This is a genomic window from Streptomyces incanus (assembly GCF_042656345.1).
Classification (GTDB): domain Bacteria; phylum Actinomycetota; class Actinomycetes; order Streptomycetales; family Streptomycetaceae; genus Streptomyces; species Streptomyces incanus.
On sequence record NZ_JBHSPC010000084.1, the window covers coordinates 13,524 to 30,545 of the forward strand.

A 17,022-nucleotide genomic window follows, 5' to 3' on the forward strand; every position below is an offset into this window, starting at 1 on the left:
GGCGATCTGCTGTTAACCATTTGTTGGATTCGGGTTGGGCCGCTCCTGGAAATTGCTTCCTAACGTCTTCGTTGTGCCAGCAAGTGCAACGAAGACCCTGCGAGTCGCCGTCCTCGCGGATTCCGATACCCGGTGGAAATGGGGCGCGCTCACCGCGAACCGCATTACCCCGGAGAATTCGGACCTCCGCCTGGACGGTTACCTCCTGCGGGGCCGTGCGACTCCCACCGCCCGTCAGCTCGAAGAGGTCGGCGTCCAGGCGGACGCCCTCCACGAGGTGACCGCGGTCCAGTTCCTGCACGCCATGCGCGAGGAGTCGTACGACCTCCTGGTCCTCGCCCTGGTCGGCGGCGGGGTGCAGGCGATGCTGCACGGGCTCGGGCGCGTCTGGGAGGACGGTCCCGCCGACCGGGCGAAGCGGCCCGTCGTCGTCACCGGATACGTCGGAGTCGTCTACGAGAAGCTCGCCGACGGCCTGCTACTGCGCCACGGAGCCGACCTCGTCCTCGCCAACTCCCGTCAGGACGCGGACCGTTTCCGCGCCGTGTACGAAGGCGTGGGCGCCGACGCCGGCTCGGTGACGGAGGTCGCGCTGCCGTTCCTCGGCGGGGCCGCCTACACCGGCGAACACGACCCCTACACGGTCGTCTTCGCCGCCCAGCCCTCCGTACCGGAGAACCGCCGGGACCGTACCTACCTGCTGAACCGGCTGGTCGAGCACGCCCGCCGGCACCCCGAGCGCGAGGTGCTGCTCAAGCTGCGCTCCAAGCCGGGCGAGCACACCACGCACATCGAGGAACTGCCGTACCAGAAACTGGTCCAGCGGCTCGACCCGCCGGCCAACTTCCGCCTGGTGTACGGGCACATGGGCGAGGTCCTGGACCGCACCGACCTGCTGGTCACGGTGAGCTCCACGGCCGCCCTGGAATCCCTGCACCGCCGCATCCCGACCGTGGTCCTCACCGACCTCGGCGTGCGCGAGGCGCTCGGCAACCACCACTTCGTCGGCTCCGGCTGCCTCGCCTCCTGGGACCAGCTCGACGCCGGCCACCGGCCGGTGCCGGACGAGGAGTGGGTGTCCCGGCAGGGCGTGGCGGCCGGGGGAGCCTCCTACGAGACCGCCTTCGACACCGCCCGCGAGCGCATCACCAAGCTGCTCGCACGCCCCGGCGACCTGCCGCCGCCGGCCCCGTACTACACGACCGTCACCGCGCCCGGCTATCTGCCCGGCCTGCTCGCCCGCCATCACCTCGGCCCGGACGGCACCCCGCTGCCCGGCGCCCCCGCCGCCGACAAGGAGCCCGGACCGGTCCGGCAGATCGTGCGCCGCGCGGCGCGCGGCGCCTACCGCCACGGCGTCCAGCGGGTGGCCCCGGTGATCCGACGGATGGGCGAGTTGTGAGCGCCTCCCTTCCTGCTCAAGGAGCTGATCCCATGTCCCACCCGCAAGCGGGCCAGGGCGCCTCGGTGCGCCGGGTGCTCGCCGTGATCCCCGCGCGCGGCGGCTCCAAGGGCGTGCCCGCGAAGAACCTCGCGCCGGTCGGCGGCGCGCCCCTGGTGGCCCGCGCCGTCCGCGAGTGCCGCGCCGCGCGCCAGGTCACGGACGTCGTGGTCTCCACCGACGACCAGGCCATCGCGGCCGCCGCCCGGCAGGCCGGCGCCGAGATCGTGATGCGCCCGGCCGCCATCGCGGGCGACCTCGCCACCTCCGAGGCCGCCGTCCTGCACGCCATGGACGCCCACGAGGCGCTGCACGGCGCCCAGGTGGACGTCGTCCTGCTCGTGCAGTGCACCAGCCCCTTCCTGATCCGCGAGGACATCGACGGGGTGGCCGGCGCGGTCGCCGAGCAGGGCGCCGACACGGCCGTGACCGTCGCCCCCTTCCACGGCTTCGTCTGGCGGGACGCGACCGACGGGGAACCGGCGGACGGGGCGGCCGGCACCCAGGAGGGCGGAGGCAGCGGCGGCTTCGGCGTCAACCACGACAAGTCCTTCCGCCCCCGCCGGCAGGACCGCCCCCAGGACCTCCTGGAGACCGGCGCCGCCTACGCCATGGACGCGGCCGGTTTCCGCGAGCACAAGCACCGCTTCTTCGGCCGCACCGAACTCGTGCGCACCGACCCCGCCCGCGTGCTGGAGATCGACGACCCGCACGACCTCGCCCGCGCCCGCGCCCTCGCCCCGCTCTTCGACGCGGGAATCCCCCAAGCTCTCGACTTCGCTCGAGCAGGGGGGACCCCCATCGGCGCCCTCCCGACCGCGGAAGACATCGACGCGGTCGTCCTCGACTTCGACGGCACCCAGACCGACGACAGGGTGCTGATCGACGCCGCCGGACAGGAATTCGTCTCCGTGCACCGCGGTGACGGACTCGGCATCGCCGCCCTGCGCAGGAGCGGACTGAAGATGCTCGTCCTGTCCACGGAACAGAACCCGGTCGTCGCCGCCCGCGCACGCAAGCTCCAGATCCCCGTGCTGCACGGCATCGACCGCAAGGACCTCGCACTGAAGCAGTGGTGCGAGGAACAGGGCATCGCGCCCGAGCGCGTGCTCTACGTCGGCAACGACGTCAATGACCTCCCGTGCTTCGCCCTCGTGGGCTGGCCCGTGGCGGTCGCGAGCGCCCACGACGTCGTACGCGGCGCCGCACGCGCGGTCACCACCGTCCCCGGTGGCGACGGCGCGATCCGGGAGATCGCCAGCTGGATCCTCGGCCCCTCTCTCGATTCCCTCCCCAAGTAAGGAAGCACCGGTCATGAGCACCAACTCCCGCATCCGCACCCTCGGTTCCCGCGAAGCCGGCCCCGGCCGCCCGGTGTACGTCACCGGCGAGATCGGCATCAACCACAACGGCGACATCGAGAACGCGTTCAAGCTGATCGACGCCGCCGCCGAAGCCGGCTGCGACGCCGTCAAGTTCCAGAAGCGCACCCCCGAGATCTGCACCCCGCGCGACCAGTGGGACATCGAGCGCGACACCCCTTGGGGCCGGATGACGTACATCGACTACCGCCACCGCGTGGAGTTCGGCGAGGAGGAGTACGGCCAGATCGACGCCTACTGCAAGAAGCGGGGCATCGACTGGTTCGCCTCCCCGTGGGACACCGAGGCCGTCGCCTTCCTGGAGAAGTTCGACGTCCCCGCCCACAAGGTCGCCTCCGCCTCCCTCACGGACGACGAGCTGCTGCGCTCCCTGCGCGCCACCGGCCGCACGATCATCCTCTCCACGGGGATGTCCACCCCGAAGCAGATCCGCCACGCGGTCGAGGTGCTCGGCAGCGAGAACATCCTGCTCTGCCACGCGACGTCCACCTACCCGGCCAAGGCCGAAGAGCTGAACCTCCGCATGATCGACACCCTTCAGCAGGAGTTCCCGAACGTTCCGATCGGCTACTCCGGCCACGAGACCGGTCTGCAGACCACGCTTGCCGCCGTCGCCCTCGGTGCCGCCTTCGTCGAGCGCCACATCACCCTCGACCGCGCCATGTGGGGCTCCGACCAGGCCGCGTCCGTCGAGCCGCAGGGCCTCACCCGCCTGGTCCGCGACATCCGCACCATCGAGGCGTCCCTCGGTGACGGCGTCAAGAAGGTCTACGAGTCCGAGCTGGGCCCGATGAAGAAGCTGCGCCGGGTCCCCGGTGCCGTCGCCGAGGCGGAGATCGCCGCGGCCGCCGGCGAGCCGCTGGCCGTCTGACCCTCCCCCACCCCACCATCCCCTGACGACGGGAACGGTCGTACGTCGATGAGCCCCCGCGCCGGGACCGCCGGCTCCCACACTCTCGCCTTCGTCGAGAGCCCGGTACAGCTGCTGAACGTGCTGGAGTGGGCGCACGCGCATGCGCCCGGCGTGGGGCTCACCCTCGTGGTGCTGTCCCCCCTCGACCCCATGACACGCGGTCAGTTGCGCCGCATGTCCGAACTCGCCCGCGAAGAGGGCCACGAGGTCCGCTGGGAGGAAGCGCGGGGCGGGGCAGGCGCGCCCTTCCAGACCATAGGCGGCCTGGCCGGCCCACTGCGCCGCGCCACCCGGATCGTCCTCGGCGACCCCTTCTCGCGGTACGTGCAACTCATGCTGACGATCACCAGGGCCCGCGACCTCGTCGTCGTCGACGACGGCACGGCGACCATGGAGTTCGTCGGCCAGCTCGCGCGCGGCGAACGCCTGGTGCGCTGGCACCGCAAGGGCGGCCGACGCGGCCCCCGGGACCTGATCCTCGCCCCGGTCTCCGGCGTCGCCCGGCGCAGGCTCACCCCGAACGGCCGGAGCCGGGTGGAGGTCTTCTCCTCGATGCCGGTCGACGACATACCGGCCGGAGTCACCGTCAGCGCCAACTCCTTCGCCTGGACCCGGAAGCGGTTCGGCCCGCCCCGGATCACCAGGACCGCCGACATGGTGGGCACCTCCCTGGTGGAGACCGGCGTGGTGGACGCCGACGCCTACGTCGAGGCCGTCCGCTCCCTCACCAAGGCCCACGGAGCGACCCGATACTTCGCCCACCGCCGCGAGAGCACCGAGAAACTCCACCGGCTCGCGGTCGAGACGGGCCTGGAGATCGTCCGCCCCGAACTCCCCCTCGAACTCATCGCCCGGCGGGGCCCCATCGGCCGCACGATCCTCAGCTTCCCGTCGACCGTCGTCCACACCCTCCCCCTGGCTCTGTCCGGCACGGAGGTCCGCATCGCGGTCTGCGACATCAACCCGGCCTGGCTCACCGAGAACGCCTCCCCCCGGGCCCAGGGCTTCCTGTCCAACGTGACGGGGACGGCCCGGGACGCGCACCGGCTGGCGGCGGTTTCGGCGGCGCCGGCGGTTTGAGGGGCGTCGGGGGTGCCCGGAGCCGGAACGGCGGACTCGGGGCCGTACCGGTGGAAACCGCCCCCGGTCCGCGAGCTGCGTCGAGGTACCGACGGCTGCCGGATCGATGCGGTCCGTGCCACCCACGTGGACGCCTGCGTCAGGCCCGCGCCGTCTTCGGCCTGCGGGCCAGGAGGAGGGCGTGGGGGCGTTTCTCGTCGCCGGTGGGTTCCCGCAGGACCTGGGCCGTGAGTTCCAGGCCCGCCTTGGTCAGGTGGGCGACGACCGTGGACGGGGAGCGCCAGTGGTAGTCCAGGGAGACGGGACGGCCGAAGCGTTCGTCCAGGTGCAGGCCGCCGTCCTCGTCGCCCGACTCGAAAGCCAGCAGGACGGGAGCGCCCGGCATCAGCACGCGGTGGAATTCGGCGAGGACGTCGGCGAGGTGGTCGTCCGGGACATGGGTGATCGAGTCGAGGGCCACGATGCCGCCCAGCGTGCCGGCCGGCAGGTCCAGCGCGGTCATCGAGCCCACGTGGAACCGCAGCTCCGGATGCGCCTCGCGGGCCAGGGACACCATGCGCGGTGAGAGGTCGACGCCGAAGACCGGCAGCCCGAGCCGGTGCACCAGTGCGGTCACGTGCCCGGGACCGCAGCCGAGGTCCGCCACCGGCGGCGGGGCACCCCCGGCCGCCGCCCGCCCGGGGGTGCGGGCGAGCTCGGCGAAAGCCGTGAGCAGGGAGCGTTCCAGCGGCAGCCCGGCCAGGCCGTCTCCGAACCGGTCCGCGTAGTCGTCGGCGATGGCGTCGTACGAGGAACGGGTGGTCCGGAGGAACTCCGGCGGTTCGGCGTGCATGGCCCCGCACCCTATCGGCGCAACCGGGATCCCCGAAGACGCTTTCACCCGCGCGGGTGGGTGGCGGTGGACCGTGTCCGAAAGGCGAGCCGGTCCGAGTGGCTCGAGCGATGCGTGGTACACCGGGGAGAGGCGGAGTGCGGCGCCGGAAGCGGCCGCCGTGAGCGGCGGTGGGTTCCGGCGGCCTGCGTACGCTCATCCGCGTACGAGGGCGGCGAGTTTACCCATCACGGAGTACGGCTAAGCGTGGGTCTGCCGGATTTTCTTCCACTGACGGGCTGAATTTTCTTGATCAGGGGTCGGTAGGAGGCCCCGGCGTCCTACCCTTCAAAGGGTGAAGCAACTGATGTCACTGGAGTCCGAGGAGTCCGAGGTCGATCTGGCCGGAGGGGCGGTGCTTCCGGGTACGCTCCCCGAGGTCCTGCGCGCCGAGCTCGTCGCCTTCCGCCGCGACCTGCACATGCACCCCGAGCTGGGCAACCAGGAGTTCCGTACGACCGCCGCGATCAAGGAGCGGCTGGAGCGGGCCGGCCTCGCGCCGCGCGTACTCTCCGGCGGGACCGGCGTCATCTGTGACATCGGGGTGATGGACGGCGGCAGCGTCCCAGGCACCGGAGCGGCCCCCGGCACCGGCATGCTCGCCCTGCGCGCCGACATCGACGGGCTGCCCATCCCCGACATGAAGAGCGAGTGCCCGTACCGCTCCACCGTGCCCGACCGGGCGCACGCCTGCGGCCACGACGTGCACACCACCGTCGTGCTGGGCACCGGGCTCGTCCTCGCCGAACTGGACCGCCAGGGCCTGCTGCCCCGGCCGGTGCGGATGATCTTCCAGCCCGCCGAGGAGGTACTGCCCGGTGGGGCCGCCGACGCCATCCTGGACGGCGCGCTCGACGGGGTCGGGCGGATCGTCGCCGTGCACTGCGACCCCCGGGTCGACGCCGGGAGGATCGGGCTGCGCGAGGGCCCCATCACCTCCGCCTGCGACCGTCTCGAGATCGCCCTCGACGGACCGGGCGGCCACACCGCCCGCCCGCATCTGACCACCGACCTGGTCACCGCCGCCGCCCGGGTCGTCACCGACGTGCCCGCCCTGGTGGGCCGGCGGGTCGACAGCCGCAGCGGGCTCGCCATCACCTGGGGCCGGGTCGAGTCCGGCCACGCGCCCAACGTCATCCCGCAGCACGCCGAGCTCTCCGGCACCGTGCGCTGCCTGGACCTGGAGACCTGGCGGCTGGCCCCGGACACCGTGGTCGCCGCCATCGACGAGGTGGCCAACCTGCACCGCGCCAAGTCGGAGATCACCTACGTGCGCGGAGTCCCGCCGGTCGTCAACGAGGCCGGCGTCACCGAACTCCTGCGGGACGCCATGATCGCCCGGCGCGGGGCGGAGTCCGTGGATACCACCGAACAGAGCCTCGGCGGCGAGGACTTCTCCTGGTACCTGGAGCACGTCCCCGGTGCCATGGCCCGCCTCGGGGTCCGTCCCCCCGGCGAGCGCACCATCCGCGACCTGCACCAGGGTGACTTCGACGTCGACGAGCACGCCATCACCGTGGGCGTCGAACTGTTCACCGCCGCCGCCCTCCTGGACGCCCTGCGCTGAGCGGGCGGGGGGCCGGCCGGTCGCCTCATCGGCCACCGGCCCCAATTCGCTCCCTCCGCCCCCTCTGTCCCCGCCCGTCGCTTCACTGGCTCCCGGGCGGTGGGGAAGGGGGGCGTGGTGCGCGCCGCGCCCAGCCGTGCGCCGTTCCGGTCGCCCCTTTCCACCTCTTTCGATCCCCTACGGCCCTCTGCTTTACCGGGGTGTAACCGGCCATCGGCACGAATGGATAACAGCCACGCTGTACCCCGTTCCCAGGAGTGTCTACGCGCGTTAATGTCGCCGAACCGAGCGCCCGCTGCGGGGCTTTGGAGAATGGGGAGCGTCAGATGCGTCGGATATCCAGACTGACTCGCGTCGCGGTGGGGGTCGCGTCGCTCGCACTCGCCGCCACGGCCTGCGGCGGCACCAGCAGCGAGAGCGGGGACAGCGGAAAGAGCTCCACGAAGGGCGACCTCGGTCTCGCCATCGCCTACGACATCGGCGGCAAGGGCGACCAGTCCTTCAACGACGCCGCCTACGCGGGGCTTCAGAAGGCCGAGAAGGAGTTCGGCTACAAGACCGCCGACATCGAGCCCACCGACGGTGAGACCGACGCGGACAAGGAGCAGCGCCTCTCGTCGCTCGCCAAGCAGGGCTACAACCCCGTCATCGGCGTCGGTTTCGCCTACGGCCCGGCGATGACGGCCGTGGCCGAGAAGTACCCGGACACCACCTTCGGCATCGTCGACTCCGTGGTCGAGGGCAAGAACGTCGCCTCCCTCGTCTTCGCCGAGGAGCAGGCGTCCTACCTCGCCGGCGTCGCCGCCGCCAAGGCCACCAAGACGAAGACGGTCGGCTTCATCGGCGGTGTCGACATCCCGCTGATCCGCAAGTTCGAGGCCGGCTTCCAGCAGGGCGTGAAGGCGACCGACCCCAAGGTCAAGGTCATCCCGCAGTACCTGACGCAGACCGCGGACGAGGGCGGCTTCTCCAGCCCCGACAAGGGCAAGGCCGCCGCCGAGGGCCAGATCGAGAAGAAGGCCGACGTCATCTACCAGGCGGCCGGTCTCTCGGGCCAGGGCGTGATCGAGGCCGCCGCCAAGGCGAAGGTCTGGGCGATCGGTGTCGACTCCGACCAGTACCAGCAGGAAGCCCTCGCCGGCTACAAGGACTTCATCCTCACCTCCGCCACCAAGGAGGTCGGCGGTTCGGTGTACACGCTGGCCAAGTCCGTCAAGGACGGCAAGCCGCTGACCGGCACCCAGGTCTTCGACCTCAAGGTGGAGGGCGTCGGCCTCTCCGACAGCAACCCGAAGATGGCCGAGATCGAGGGCCTGACGGACGCCGTGGCCAAGGCCAAGGACGGCATCATCGACGGCTCCATCACCGTCAAGACGGAGTAGGGCGGCAGGGGAGCGGGGCGCAGCGGTACCGCGGTACCGCAGTGACGAAGCCGGGCGGGCACCCCAGTGGGTGCCCGCCCGTGTTGCGTGCCCTGGGGCGCCGTTTTGCCGGACCGGCAACAGGAGTGGCGTGTCCGGGACGCGCTGGGCGACGGTGGGCCGATGAACGACGACCTCGTGGCAGGACCGCCCGCGTCCGACCCGCCCTTCCCCGCCGACGGATACGTCGGAGACCCCGCGGTGAGGGCGGAGTGGGACAACCGGTACACCGACCGACAGCAGCTGTGGAGCGGCCGGCCCAACGGCGCGCTGGTGGCCGAGGCCGCCGGGCTCACACCCGGGCGGGTGCTCGACGTCGGCTGCGGCGAGGGCGCGGACGCCGTCTGGCTCGCGCGCCGCGGCTGGGACGTGACCGCACTCGAGGTCTCGGGCGTGGCACTGGAACGGGCGGCCGGGCACGCGCGGGACGCCGGCCTCACCGTTCGCTGGGTTCACGCCTCACTGACGGAGGCGGCCCTCCCGCCGGCCTCCTTCGACCTGGTCTCCGCGCAGTACCCCGCTCTGCTGCGCACCCCCGACGCCGCGGCCGAGCGAGCGCTGCTCGCGGCCGTCGCGCCCGGCGGCGTGCTGCTGCTCGTGCACCACGCGGGGATGGACACCCGGCAGGAGCACGAGAGCGGCTTCGACCCGGCCGACTACGTCTGGCCCTCGATGGTCGCCGCTCTGCTCGACGAGGGCTGGGTGGTGGAGGCGGACGAGCAGCGGCCCCGCGTGGCACCCGACGGCGGCGCCGGCGCGCACCACGCCGACGACCTGGTGCTGCGCGCGCGCCGGCTGAGCTGAGCCCTCTCCGCCGCCGGCTGAGCTGAGCCCCCCGCCGGCGGCGGACCCGGCAGCCCGCTCCGATACCCGGCGTACGCCGCGCCGGCCGGCGGGCACCGTGTCGGATGTCACGGTGCTTGTCACCTCACGCCGTACATCGCCCGAATGTCACCCAGTGCCACGATCCATTCGCGATCGGCAACGATGTACCCGCGGTAGGGACCAAGTAGGCCACGGCCGCATAACAAGCTGGACAGAAGGGGTTTCCAGGGAGGTCTACGCGCGTTAATCTGCGGCGAAGCCAGCGCCGTCCCCCCGATCTTCCGGCGCTTGTACGAAGGAGCACCACACATGCGCCGGATTTCCCGGATTACGGTCGCAGGCGCAACGACCGCCTCTCTGGCCCTCGTGCTCGCCGCCTGCGGTGGCACCTCCAGCTCCGGCTCGTCCGAGTCCAAGGAGGACAAGGGCATCGCCATCGCCTACGACGTCGGCGGCAAGGGCGACCAGTCCTTCAACGACGCCGCGTACGCGGGCCTGAAGCAGGCGGAGAAGGAGTTCGAGTACAAGACCGCCGACGTCGAGCCCACCGACGGTGAGACCGACGCGGACAAGGAGCAGCGCCTGGTCTCGCTGGCGAAGCAGGGCTACGACCCGGTCGTCGGTGTCGGCTACGCCTACGCCACCGCCCTGAAGGGCGCCGCCGAGAAGTACCCGGACACCACCTTCGGCATCGTCGACGACTCCACGGTCGAGCTGGACAACGTGGCCGACCTGGTTTTCTCCGAGGAGGAGGCCTCCTACCTGGCCGGCGTCGCCGCGGCCAAGACCACCAAGACCGACGTCGTGGGCTTCATCGGCGGTGTGGACATCCCGCTGATCCACAAGTTCCGGGCCGGCTTCGAGCAGGGCGTCAAGGACACCAACCCGGACGTCAAGGTCATCCCCCAGTTCCTGACGCAGACGGCGGAGGAGGGTGGCTTCTCCAGCCCCGACAAGGGCAAGGCCGCCGCCGAGGGCCAGATCGAGAAGAAGGCCGACGTCATCTACACGGCGGCCGGTCTGTCCGGTCAGGGCGCCATCGAGGCCGCGGCCGCCAACAAGGTCTGGGCGATCGGTGTGGACTCCGACCAGTACGCGCAGGAAGCCCTGGCGAAGTACAAGGACTCGATCCTCACCTCCGCGACGAAGGACGTCGCCAAGTCGGTGTACAAGCTGGCGCAGTCGGTCGAGGACAAGGCTCCCCGCACCGGTATCCTCAGGGGCGACCTGACGTCGGGTGAGGTCGGTCTCGCGCAGTCCAACCCCGTGTTCGCGAACAACGCGAAGCTTCAGGACGTCATCGAGACGGCCAAGAAGAAGATCATCAGCGGCGACATCAAGGTCCAGTCGAGCTGAGCCCGGCAGGACCTGCACAGCGTTGTAACCCTTGGGGTTGTGACCGCTCGACGGGGTGCGGGGAGTAGGCTCCCCGCACCCCGTCGAGCCGGGTGCGCGACCCTGTTCGATGCCGTAGGGGCGCTACGCGCGTAGACGACCCCCGTCCCCAGGAGTGCGCCATCAACGCGTCCAGCAGCCCTCCGGCCGGAGCGGCGGTCAACGAATCGGTGACCGCCGTCGAGCTCGCCGGGATCACGAAGCGTTTCCCCGGCGTCGTGGCCAACCACGACATCCACCTCACGGTCCGCAAGGGCACCGTGCACGCCCTCGTCGGCGAGAACGGCGCCGGCAAGTCGACGCTGATGAAGATCCTCTACGGCATGCAGAAGCCGGACGAGGGCACCATCGCGATCCACGGTGAGACGGTCTCCTTCTCCTCGCCGGCCGACGCCATCGCCCGCGGCATCGGCATGGTCCACCAGCACTTCATGCTCGCCGACAACCTCACGGTCCTCGAGAACGTGGTGCTCGGCAGCGAGAAGCTGTACGGCATCGGAGCGAAGGCCCGCCGCAGGATCAAGGAACTCTCCGAGCGCTATGGCCTCGGCATACGCCCCGACCTGCTGGTCGAGGAGCTCGGTGTCGCCGCCCGCCAGCGCGTGGAGATCCTCAAGGTCCTCTACCGCGGCGCCACCACGCTGATCCTCGACGAGCCCACCGCCGTCCTCGTCCCGCAGGAGGTCGACGCGCTCTTCGACAACCTGCGCGAGCTCAAGGCGGAGGGCCTGTCGGTCATCTTCATCTCCCACAAGCTGGGCGAGATCCTCTCGGTCGCCGACGACATCACCGTCATCCGCCGGGGCACCACCGTCGGCACGGCCGTTCCCGCCGAGACCACCTCGCGCCAGCTCGCCGAGATGATGGTCGGCAGCGAACTGCCCACCCCGGAGACCGCCGAGTCCACGGTCACCGACCGCGCGGTCATCACCGTCGACACGCTGCGCCTGGCGGCCCCCGGCGGCAAGGCCCTGCTCGACGACATCAGCTTCACCATCCACGCGGGTGAGATCCTCGGCATCGCCGGTGTCGAGGGCAACGGCCAGACCGAACTGGTCGACGCGCTCATCGGCCTGCGGGCCGCCGACTCCGGCACCATCCGGCTGGCCGACGAGGAGATCACCGGCTGGGCCACTCGCAAGCGCCGCGAGGAGGGCATCGGGTACATCCCCGAGGACCGCCACCGCCACGGCCTGCTCCTGGAAGCACCCCTCTGGGAGAACCGCATCCTCGGCCACGTCACCGAGAAGCCCAACGCCAAGGGCTTCTGGCTGGACCCGAAGGCGGCCCAGGAGGACACCCGTCGCATCGTCCGGGAGTACGACGTGCGCACCCCCGGCATCGACGTCACCGCTGCCTCCCTGTCCGGCGGCAACCAGCAGAAGCTGATCGTCGGCCGTGAGATGAGCCACCGGCCCCGCTTCCTGATCGCCTCCCACCCCACCCGCGGTGTGGACGTCGGCGCGCAGGCCGCGATCTGGGACCACATCCGTCAGGCGCGCCGCGAGGGCCTCGCCGTCCTGCTGATCTCCGCCGACCTGGACGAGCTGATCGGCCTGTCCGACACCCTCCGGGTGATCTACGACGGCAGGCTCGTCGCGGACGCCGACCCCGCCACCGTCACCCCGGAGGAGCTCGGTACCGCCATGACCGGTGCCGCCACCGGCCACCTCGAACACGAAGAGACCCCCGAGACCCCGGCCGACGCCCGGAAGGCCGGGGCGGACACTCCCGGCACCGCAGCCGACGCCCCCGAGTCTCCGGAAGACGAGGCCCGCTGATGAAGAAGTTCGACAAGGAGCGCGTGCTCCTCGCAGTGGCCGGACCGGTCATCGCGCTCGCCGTGGCCTTCGCGCTCAGCGCGATCGTGCTGCTCGCCTCGGGCAAGAACCCCGTCGAACCGTTCGCCCTGATGTTCGAGCAGGCGACGTTCTCCGACATCCAGATCCTGATCGTCAACCAGGCCTCGATGTACTACATCGCGGCCCTCGCGGTGGCCATCGGCTTCCGGATGAACCTCTTCAACATCGGGGTCGACGGCCAGTACCAGCTCGGTGCCATCATGGCCGCCGTCGTCGGCGCCCACATGAACCTGCCGGCCTTCCTGCAGGTCCCGCTGCTGCTCCTCACCGCCGTGTTCACCGGCGCCTTCTGGGCCGGTATCGCCGGTGTCCTCAAGGTCACCCGCGGGGTCAGCGAGGTCGTCGCCACGATCATGCTCAACGCGATCGCCACGTCCCTCATCGTCTACATGTGGAAGCCGGACGTCTTCGGCGTCAAGATCGGCAACAACAGCACCACCGGCGAGATGCACGAGTCCGGCTGGGTCCCCGGCATCGACCTGGGCGAGGCCGGGGAGATCTACGGTCTGATCGTCCTCGCCGCGCTGCTCGGCATCGGCTACTGGGTCGTCCTCAACCGCACCCGCTTCGGCTTCGACCTGCGTGCCTCCGGCGCCTCCACGACCGCCGCCGCGGCCAGCGGCGTCAACCCCAAGCGCATGGTGCTCACCGCCATGCTGCTCTCCGGCGGTCTCGCCGGTCTCGCCGGCCTGCCGATCCTGCTCGGCGACTCCCACACCTACAACCTGAACTTCCCCACCGGTATCGGCTTCCTCGGCATCGGTATCGCCCTCCTGGGCCGCAACAGCCCCGTCGGCATCGCCTTCGCCGCCCTGCTGTGGGCCTGGCTCGACAAGGCCTCGCCCGAGCTGGACTTCCACGGCTACGACAAGGAGATCGCGGTCATCATGCAGGGCCTGATCGTCCTCTCGGTCGTCGTCTCCTACGAGGCCGTCCGCGAGTGGGGCCTGCGCCGCCAGCAGCGCCGGGTCGGCGCGGAACTCGCCGCGGGTCACGTCCTCGGTGCCGACAACAACACCACGAAGGAGGTGGCTGGCCGATGACCGCCCCGACCACAGCGACCGACGTCAACCAGCCCTCGCTGCAGCCCGCGGCGCCCACCGGCCGCCGCATGTCGTGGCCCGTGCTGCTGCTGGTCATCGCCGGCGCCCTGGCCCTGGTCTCGATCGTCCGCATCATCACGGGCGCGGACGGCATCACCAACGTCAGCCAGATGTCCACCGCCCTCCAGCTCGCCGTCCCCATCGGCCTCGCCGGACTCGGCGGCCTGTGGGCCGAGCGCGCGGGCGTCGTCAACATCGGCCTCGAGGGCATGCTGATCCTCGGCACCTGGTTCGGCGCCTGGGCCGGATTCCAGTGGGGCCCCTGGACCGGCGTCCTGGCCGGCATCATCGGCGGCTGCCTCGGCGGCCTGCTGCACGCCGTCGTCACCGTCACCTTCCGCGTCAACCACATCGTCTCCGGTGTGGCCATCAACATCCTCGCCCTCGGCGCCACCCGCTACCTCGCCCCGCTGGCCTTCGAAGGCCACCAGGGCGGCTCCGCCAAGCAGTCCCCGGCGGTCGAACCGCTCGGCCACTTCACCGTGCCGGGACTGTCCGACGCGCTGCGGGACCTCAACGCCAAGGGCTGGTTCTTCGTCTCCGACATCGCGGGCCTGCTCGGCGGCCTGGTCACCAACGTCTCCTGGCTGACCCTCATCGCCGTCGCCCTCATCCCCGCGACCTGGTGGATCCTCTGGCGCACCGCGTTCGGCCTGCGCCTGCGCTCCTGCGGTGAGAACCCCGTCGCCGCCGAATCCCTCGGCGTCAACGTCTACAAGTACAAGTACCTCGCCGTGATCATCTCCGGCGGTCTGGCCGGCCTCGGCGGTGCCTTCCTCTCCATCGTCGCCAACCCCTTCTACCTGGAGGGCCAGGTCAGCGGGCGCGGCTACATCGGCCTCGCCGCGATGATCTTCGGCAACTGGATGCCGGGCGGCCTCGCCATCGGCGCCGGCCTCTTCGGCTACACCGACAGCCTCAACCTGCGCGGCGGCTCCACCAACGTGCACGCTCTGCTGCTGCTCGGCGCGCTGCTGCTGCTCGTCGGCGCGATCTGGCTGGCGATCCGCAAGAAGTACGTGCACGCGGTCATCACCCTGATCGTCGGAGCGCTCGTCTTCGCCTGGTACGCCGGCACCAACGAGGTCCCCAACCAGGTCGTCGCCGCCACGCCGTACGTCATCACCCTCGTGGTCCTCGCCCTGTCCGCGCAGCGGCTGCGCATGCCGAAGGCGGACGGACTGCCGTACCGGAAGGGACAGGGCGGATGACGCCGGCCCCGGCCGCCGTGGCGGACCCCGACTGGGAGGCGCTGCGCGCCGTGGCGCGGGAGGCCATGTCCCACGCGTACGCCCCCTACTCGGGCTACCCGGTCGGTGTCGCCGCCCTGGTCGACGACGGGCGCACGGTCTCCGGCTGCAACGTCGAGAACGCCAGCTACGGCCTCGGCCTGTGCGCCGAGTGCGGACTGGTCTCGGAGCTGCAGCGCACCGGAGGCGGCCGGCTCACGCACTTCACCTGCGTGGACGGCGCGGGCGCGATCCTCGTCCCGTGCGGCCGCTGCCGGCAGCTGCTGTACGAGTTCGGGGGCCCCGGACTGCTCCTCGAGACCCCGGCGGGCGTCCTGCCGCTGTCGGCGATGCTGCCCCAGGCCTTCGGCCCGGAGCACCTCGCCAAGGAACCCCGTGCACCACGCGACCCCGTAGCACCTCATCACCCGTAGCTCCACCGCGGCCCCTCCGCGCGGCTCACTCCCGACCGGAGGGGCCGCGTCCCGAGGGGCCGCGCCCTTCGCACTCCGGAAGGAATGCCAGCCATGGCCATGGACGTCATCTCCGTCATCCGCACCAAGCGGGACCGCGGCGAACTCAGCGACGAGCAGATCGACTGGGTCATCGACGCGTACACCCGCGGGGAGGTCGCCGACGAGCAGATGTCGGCCCTCGCGATGGCGATCCTCCTCAACGGCATGAACCGGAGCGAGATCGCCCGCTGGACCGCCGCGATGATCGCCTCCGGCGAGCGCATGGACTTCTCCTCGCTGTCGCGCCCCACCGCCGACAAGCACTCCACGGGCGGCGTCGGCGACAAGATCACCCTGCCGCTCGCCCCGCTGGTCGCGGCCTGCGGCGCGGTCGTCCCGCAGCTCTCCGGCAGGGGCCTCGGCCACACCGGCGGCACCCTCGACAAGCTGGAGTCGATCCCCGGCTGGCGCGCGCTGCTGTCCAACGAGGAGATGCTGTCCGTCCTGGACGGCGTCGGCGCCGTCATCTGCGCAGCCGGCGACGGCCTCGCCCCCGCCGACAAGAAGCTCTACGCCCTGCGCGACGTGACCGGCACCGTCGAGGCGATCCCGCTGATCGCCTCCTCGATCATGTCGAAGAAGATCGCCGAGGGCACCGGCTCGCTCGTCCTGGACGTGAAGGTGGGCAGCGGCGCCTTCATGAAGACGATCGAGGACGCCCGCGAACTGGCGTCCACCATGGTCGGCCTCGGCACCGACCACGGCGTGAGGACGGTCGCCCTGCTCACCGACATGTCGACCCCGCTCGGTCTGACGGCGGGCAACGCGCTGGAGGTCCGCGAGTCGGTGGAGGTCCTGGCGGGCGGCGGCCCGGCGGACGTCGTCGAGCTCACCCTCGCCCTGGCCCGCGAGATGCTCGACGCGGCCGGGCTGAAGGACGCCGACCCGGCGAAGGCCCTGGCCGACGGCTCCGCGATGGACGTCTGGCGTCGCATGATCGCGGCCCAGGGCGGCGACCCGGACGCCCCCCTGCCCACGGCGCGGGAACAGCACGTGGTGACGGCGTCCGCCTCCGGTGTCCTGACCCGCCTGGACGCCTACGACGTCGGCGTCGCCGCCTGGCGCCTCGGCGCGGGCCGCGCCCGCAAGGAGGACCCGGTGCAGGCGGGCGCGGGCGTCGAACTGCACGCCAAGCCCGGCGACACCGTCACCGAGGGCCAGCCCCTGCTCACCCTCCACACGGACACCCCGGACCGCTTCGCGTACGCCCTCGACGCGGTGGCCGGCTCCTACGACATCGCGGCCCCCGGTACGGCCTTCACGGCGGCGCCGGTGGTGCGGGAACGTATCGCCTGACCGGAGCCCGCGGCCGGAGGCCGCTGTTGGATACGGCCCTTTAGGGTGAACGGGACCGGTGGACCGCCGCCGGTCCCGTTCGGCATGCTGGGATCGGTGACGCACCGATAGGAGAAACCGCC

General features: G+C 71.3%; 14 protein-coding genes. 13 read left to right on the forward strand and 1 reads right to left on the reverse strand.

Going from position 1 to position 17,022, the window contains the following annotated elements; translation table 11 throughout:
* Positions 1-73 precede the first annotated feature (73 nt).
* From ACFP2V_RS25465 to ACFP2V_RS25480, 4 genes are read left to right on the forward strand one after another with little or no spacing between them, the layout of a single operon-like run.
* The gene (locus ACFP2V_RS25465) at positions 74-1,402 is read left to right on the forward strand and encodes a DUF6716 putative glycosyltransferase (protein ID WP_381217003.1); all 1,329 of its coding nucleotides are present in this window, start codon (positions 74-76) and stop codon (positions 1,400-1,402) included.
* A gap of 32 nt (positions 1,403-1,434) precedes the next feature.
* Positions 1,435-2,742, forward strand: coding sequence for a cytidylyltransferase domain-containing protein (locus ACFP2V_RS25470; protein WP_381217006.1), 1,308 nt, complete (start codon positions 1,435-1,437; stop codon positions 2,740-2,742).
* 13 nt (positions 2,743-2,755) lie between these two features.
* Positions 2,756-3,694, forward strand: a complete 939-nt coding sequence (locus ACFP2V_RS25475) for an N-acetylneuraminate synthase family protein (protein ID WP_381217009.1) — start codon at positions 2,756-2,758, stop codon at positions 3,692-3,694.
* Between the two features lie 48 nt (positions 3,695-3,742).
* On the forward strand, positions 3,743-4,816 hold the full coding sequence (locus ACFP2V_RS25480; RefSeq protein ID WP_381217012.1) for a hypothetical protein: 1,074 nt from the start codon (positions 3,743-3,745) through the stop codon (positions 4,814-4,816).
* A 139-nt stretch (positions 4,817-4,955) separates the two neighbouring features.
* Here the strand turns inward: ACFP2V_RS25480 and ACFP2V_RS25485 are convergent, their stop codons facing one another.
* On the reverse strand, positions 4,956-5,648 hold the full coding sequence (locus ACFP2V_RS25485) for a class I SAM-dependent DNA methyltransferase (RefSeq protein WP_381217015.1): 693 nt from the start codon (positions 5,646-5,648) through the stop codon (positions 4,956-4,958).
* Between the two features lie 346 nt (positions 5,649-5,994).
* Between ACFP2V_RS25485 and ACFP2V_RS25490 the strand changes: the two genes are divergently transcribed.
* The 9 genes from ACFP2V_RS25490 to ACFP2V_RS25530 all read left to right on the forward strand — a co-directional run bounded on the left by ACFP2V_RS25490 (position 5,995) and on the right by ACFP2V_RS25530 (position 16,900).
* On the forward strand, positions 5,995-7,254 hold the full coding sequence (locus ACFP2V_RS25490) for a M20 family metallopeptidase (protein WP_381217109.1): 1,260 nt from the start codon (positions 5,995-5,997) through the stop codon (positions 7,252-7,254).
* 326 nt (positions 7,255-7,580) lie between these two features.
* A complete protein-coding gene (locus ACFP2V_RS25495; protein ID WP_381217018.1) occupies positions 7,581-8,636 on the forward strand; it encodes a BMP family lipoprotein in 1,056 nt (351 codons plus the stop codon).
* A gap of 162 nt (positions 8,637-8,798) precedes the next feature.
* Positions 8,799-9,479, forward strand: coding sequence for a class I SAM-dependent methyltransferase (locus tag ACFP2V_RS25500; protein ID WP_381217021.1), 681 nt, complete (start codon positions 8,799-8,801; stop codon positions 9,477-9,479).
* A gap of 330 nt (positions 9,480-9,809) precedes the next feature.
* Positions 9,810-10,856 (forward strand): BMP family lipoprotein, encoded by a 1,047-nt coding sequence (locus tag ACFP2V_RS25505; protein WP_381217024.1) that lies wholly within the window; start codon positions 9,810-9,812, stop codon positions 10,854-10,856.
* 209 nt (positions 10,857-11,065) lie between these two features.
* A complete protein-coding gene (locus tag ACFP2V_RS25510; RefSeq protein WP_381217027.1) occupies positions 11,066-12,676 on the forward strand; it encodes an ABC transporter ATP-binding protein in 1,611 nt (536 codons plus the stop codon).
* Positions 12,676-13,800: an ABC transporter permease gene (locus ACFP2V_RS25515; RefSeq protein ID WP_381217030.1), complete on the forward strand. Its 1,125-nt coding sequence runs from the start codon at positions 12,676-12,678 to the stop codon at positions 13,798-13,800. The genes ACFP2V_RS25510 and ACFP2V_RS25515 overlap by 1 nt, the downstream gene beginning before the upstream one ends.
* Complete coding sequence (locus ACFP2V_RS25520; RefSeq protein WP_381217033.1) at positions 13,797-15,071, forward strand: ABC transporter permease; 1,275 nt, start codon at positions 13,797-13,799, stop codon at positions 15,069-15,071. The genes ACFP2V_RS25515 and ACFP2V_RS25520 overlap by 4 nt, the downstream gene beginning before the upstream one ends.
* Positions 15,068-15,523, forward strand: coding sequence for a cytidine deaminase (locus ACFP2V_RS25525; RefSeq protein ID WP_381217036.1), 456 nt, complete (start codon positions 15,068-15,070; stop codon positions 15,521-15,523). The genes ACFP2V_RS25520 and ACFP2V_RS25525 overlap by 4 nt, the downstream gene beginning before the upstream one ends.
* A gap of 99 nt (positions 15,524-15,622) precedes the next feature.
* Positions 15,623-16,900 carry a thymidine phosphorylase gene (locus tag ACFP2V_RS25530; RefSeq protein WP_381217112.1) on the forward strand — a complete coding sequence of 426 codons (1,278 nt, stop codon included), beginning with the start codon at positions 15,623-15,625 and terminating at the stop codon, positions 16,898-16,900.
* Positions 16,901-17,022: the final 122 nt, after the last annotated feature.

Coding starts and splice junctions, on each gene's coding strand:
- ACFP2V_RS25470 (WP_381217006.1), top strand. CDS start 1,435: ATGTCCCACCCGCAAGCGGGCCAGGGCGCCTCGGTGCGCCGGGTGCTC.
- ACFP2V_RS25475 (WP_381217009.1), top strand. CDS start 2,756: ATGAGCACCAACTCCCGCATCCGCACCCTCGGTTCCCGCGAAGCCGGC.
- ACFP2V_RS25480 (WP_381217012.1), top strand. CDS start 3,743: ATGAGCCCCCGCGCCGGGACCGCCGGCTCCCACACTCTCGCCTTCGTC.
- ACFP2V_RS25485 (WP_381217015.1), bottom strand. CDS start 5,648: ATGCACGCCGAACCGCCGGAGTTCCTCCGGACCACCCGTTCCTCGTAC.
- ACFP2V_RS25490 (WP_381217109.1), top strand. CDS start 5,995: ATGTCACTGGAGTCCGAGGAGTCCGAGGTCGATCTGGCCGGAGGGGCG.
- ACFP2V_RS25495 (WP_381217018.1), top strand. CDS start 7,581: ATGCGTCGGATATCCAGACTGACTCGCGTCGCGGTGGGGGTCGCGTCG.
- ACFP2V_RS25500 (WP_381217021.1), top strand. CDS start 8,799: ATGAACGACGACCTCGTGGCAGGACCGCCCGCGTCCGACCCGCCCTTC.
- ACFP2V_RS25505 (WP_381217024.1), top strand. CDS start 9,810: ATGCGCCGGATTTCCCGGATTACGGTCGCAGGCGCAACGACCGCCTCT.
- ACFP2V_RS25515 (WP_381217030.1), top strand. CDS start 12,676: ATGAAGAAGTTCGACAAGGAGCGCGTGCTCCTCGCAGTGGCCGGACCG.
- ACFP2V_RS25520 (WP_381217033.1), top strand. CDS start 13,797: ATGACCGCCCCGACCACAGCGACCGACGTCAACCAGCCCTCGCTGCAG.
- ACFP2V_RS25525 (WP_381217036.1), top strand. CDS start 15,068: ATGACGCCGGCCCCGGCCGCCGTGGCGGACCCCGACTGGGAGGCGCTG.
- ACFP2V_RS25530 (WP_381217112.1), top strand. CDS start 15,623: ATGGACGTCATCTCCGTCATCCGCACCAAGCGGGACCGCGGCGAACTC.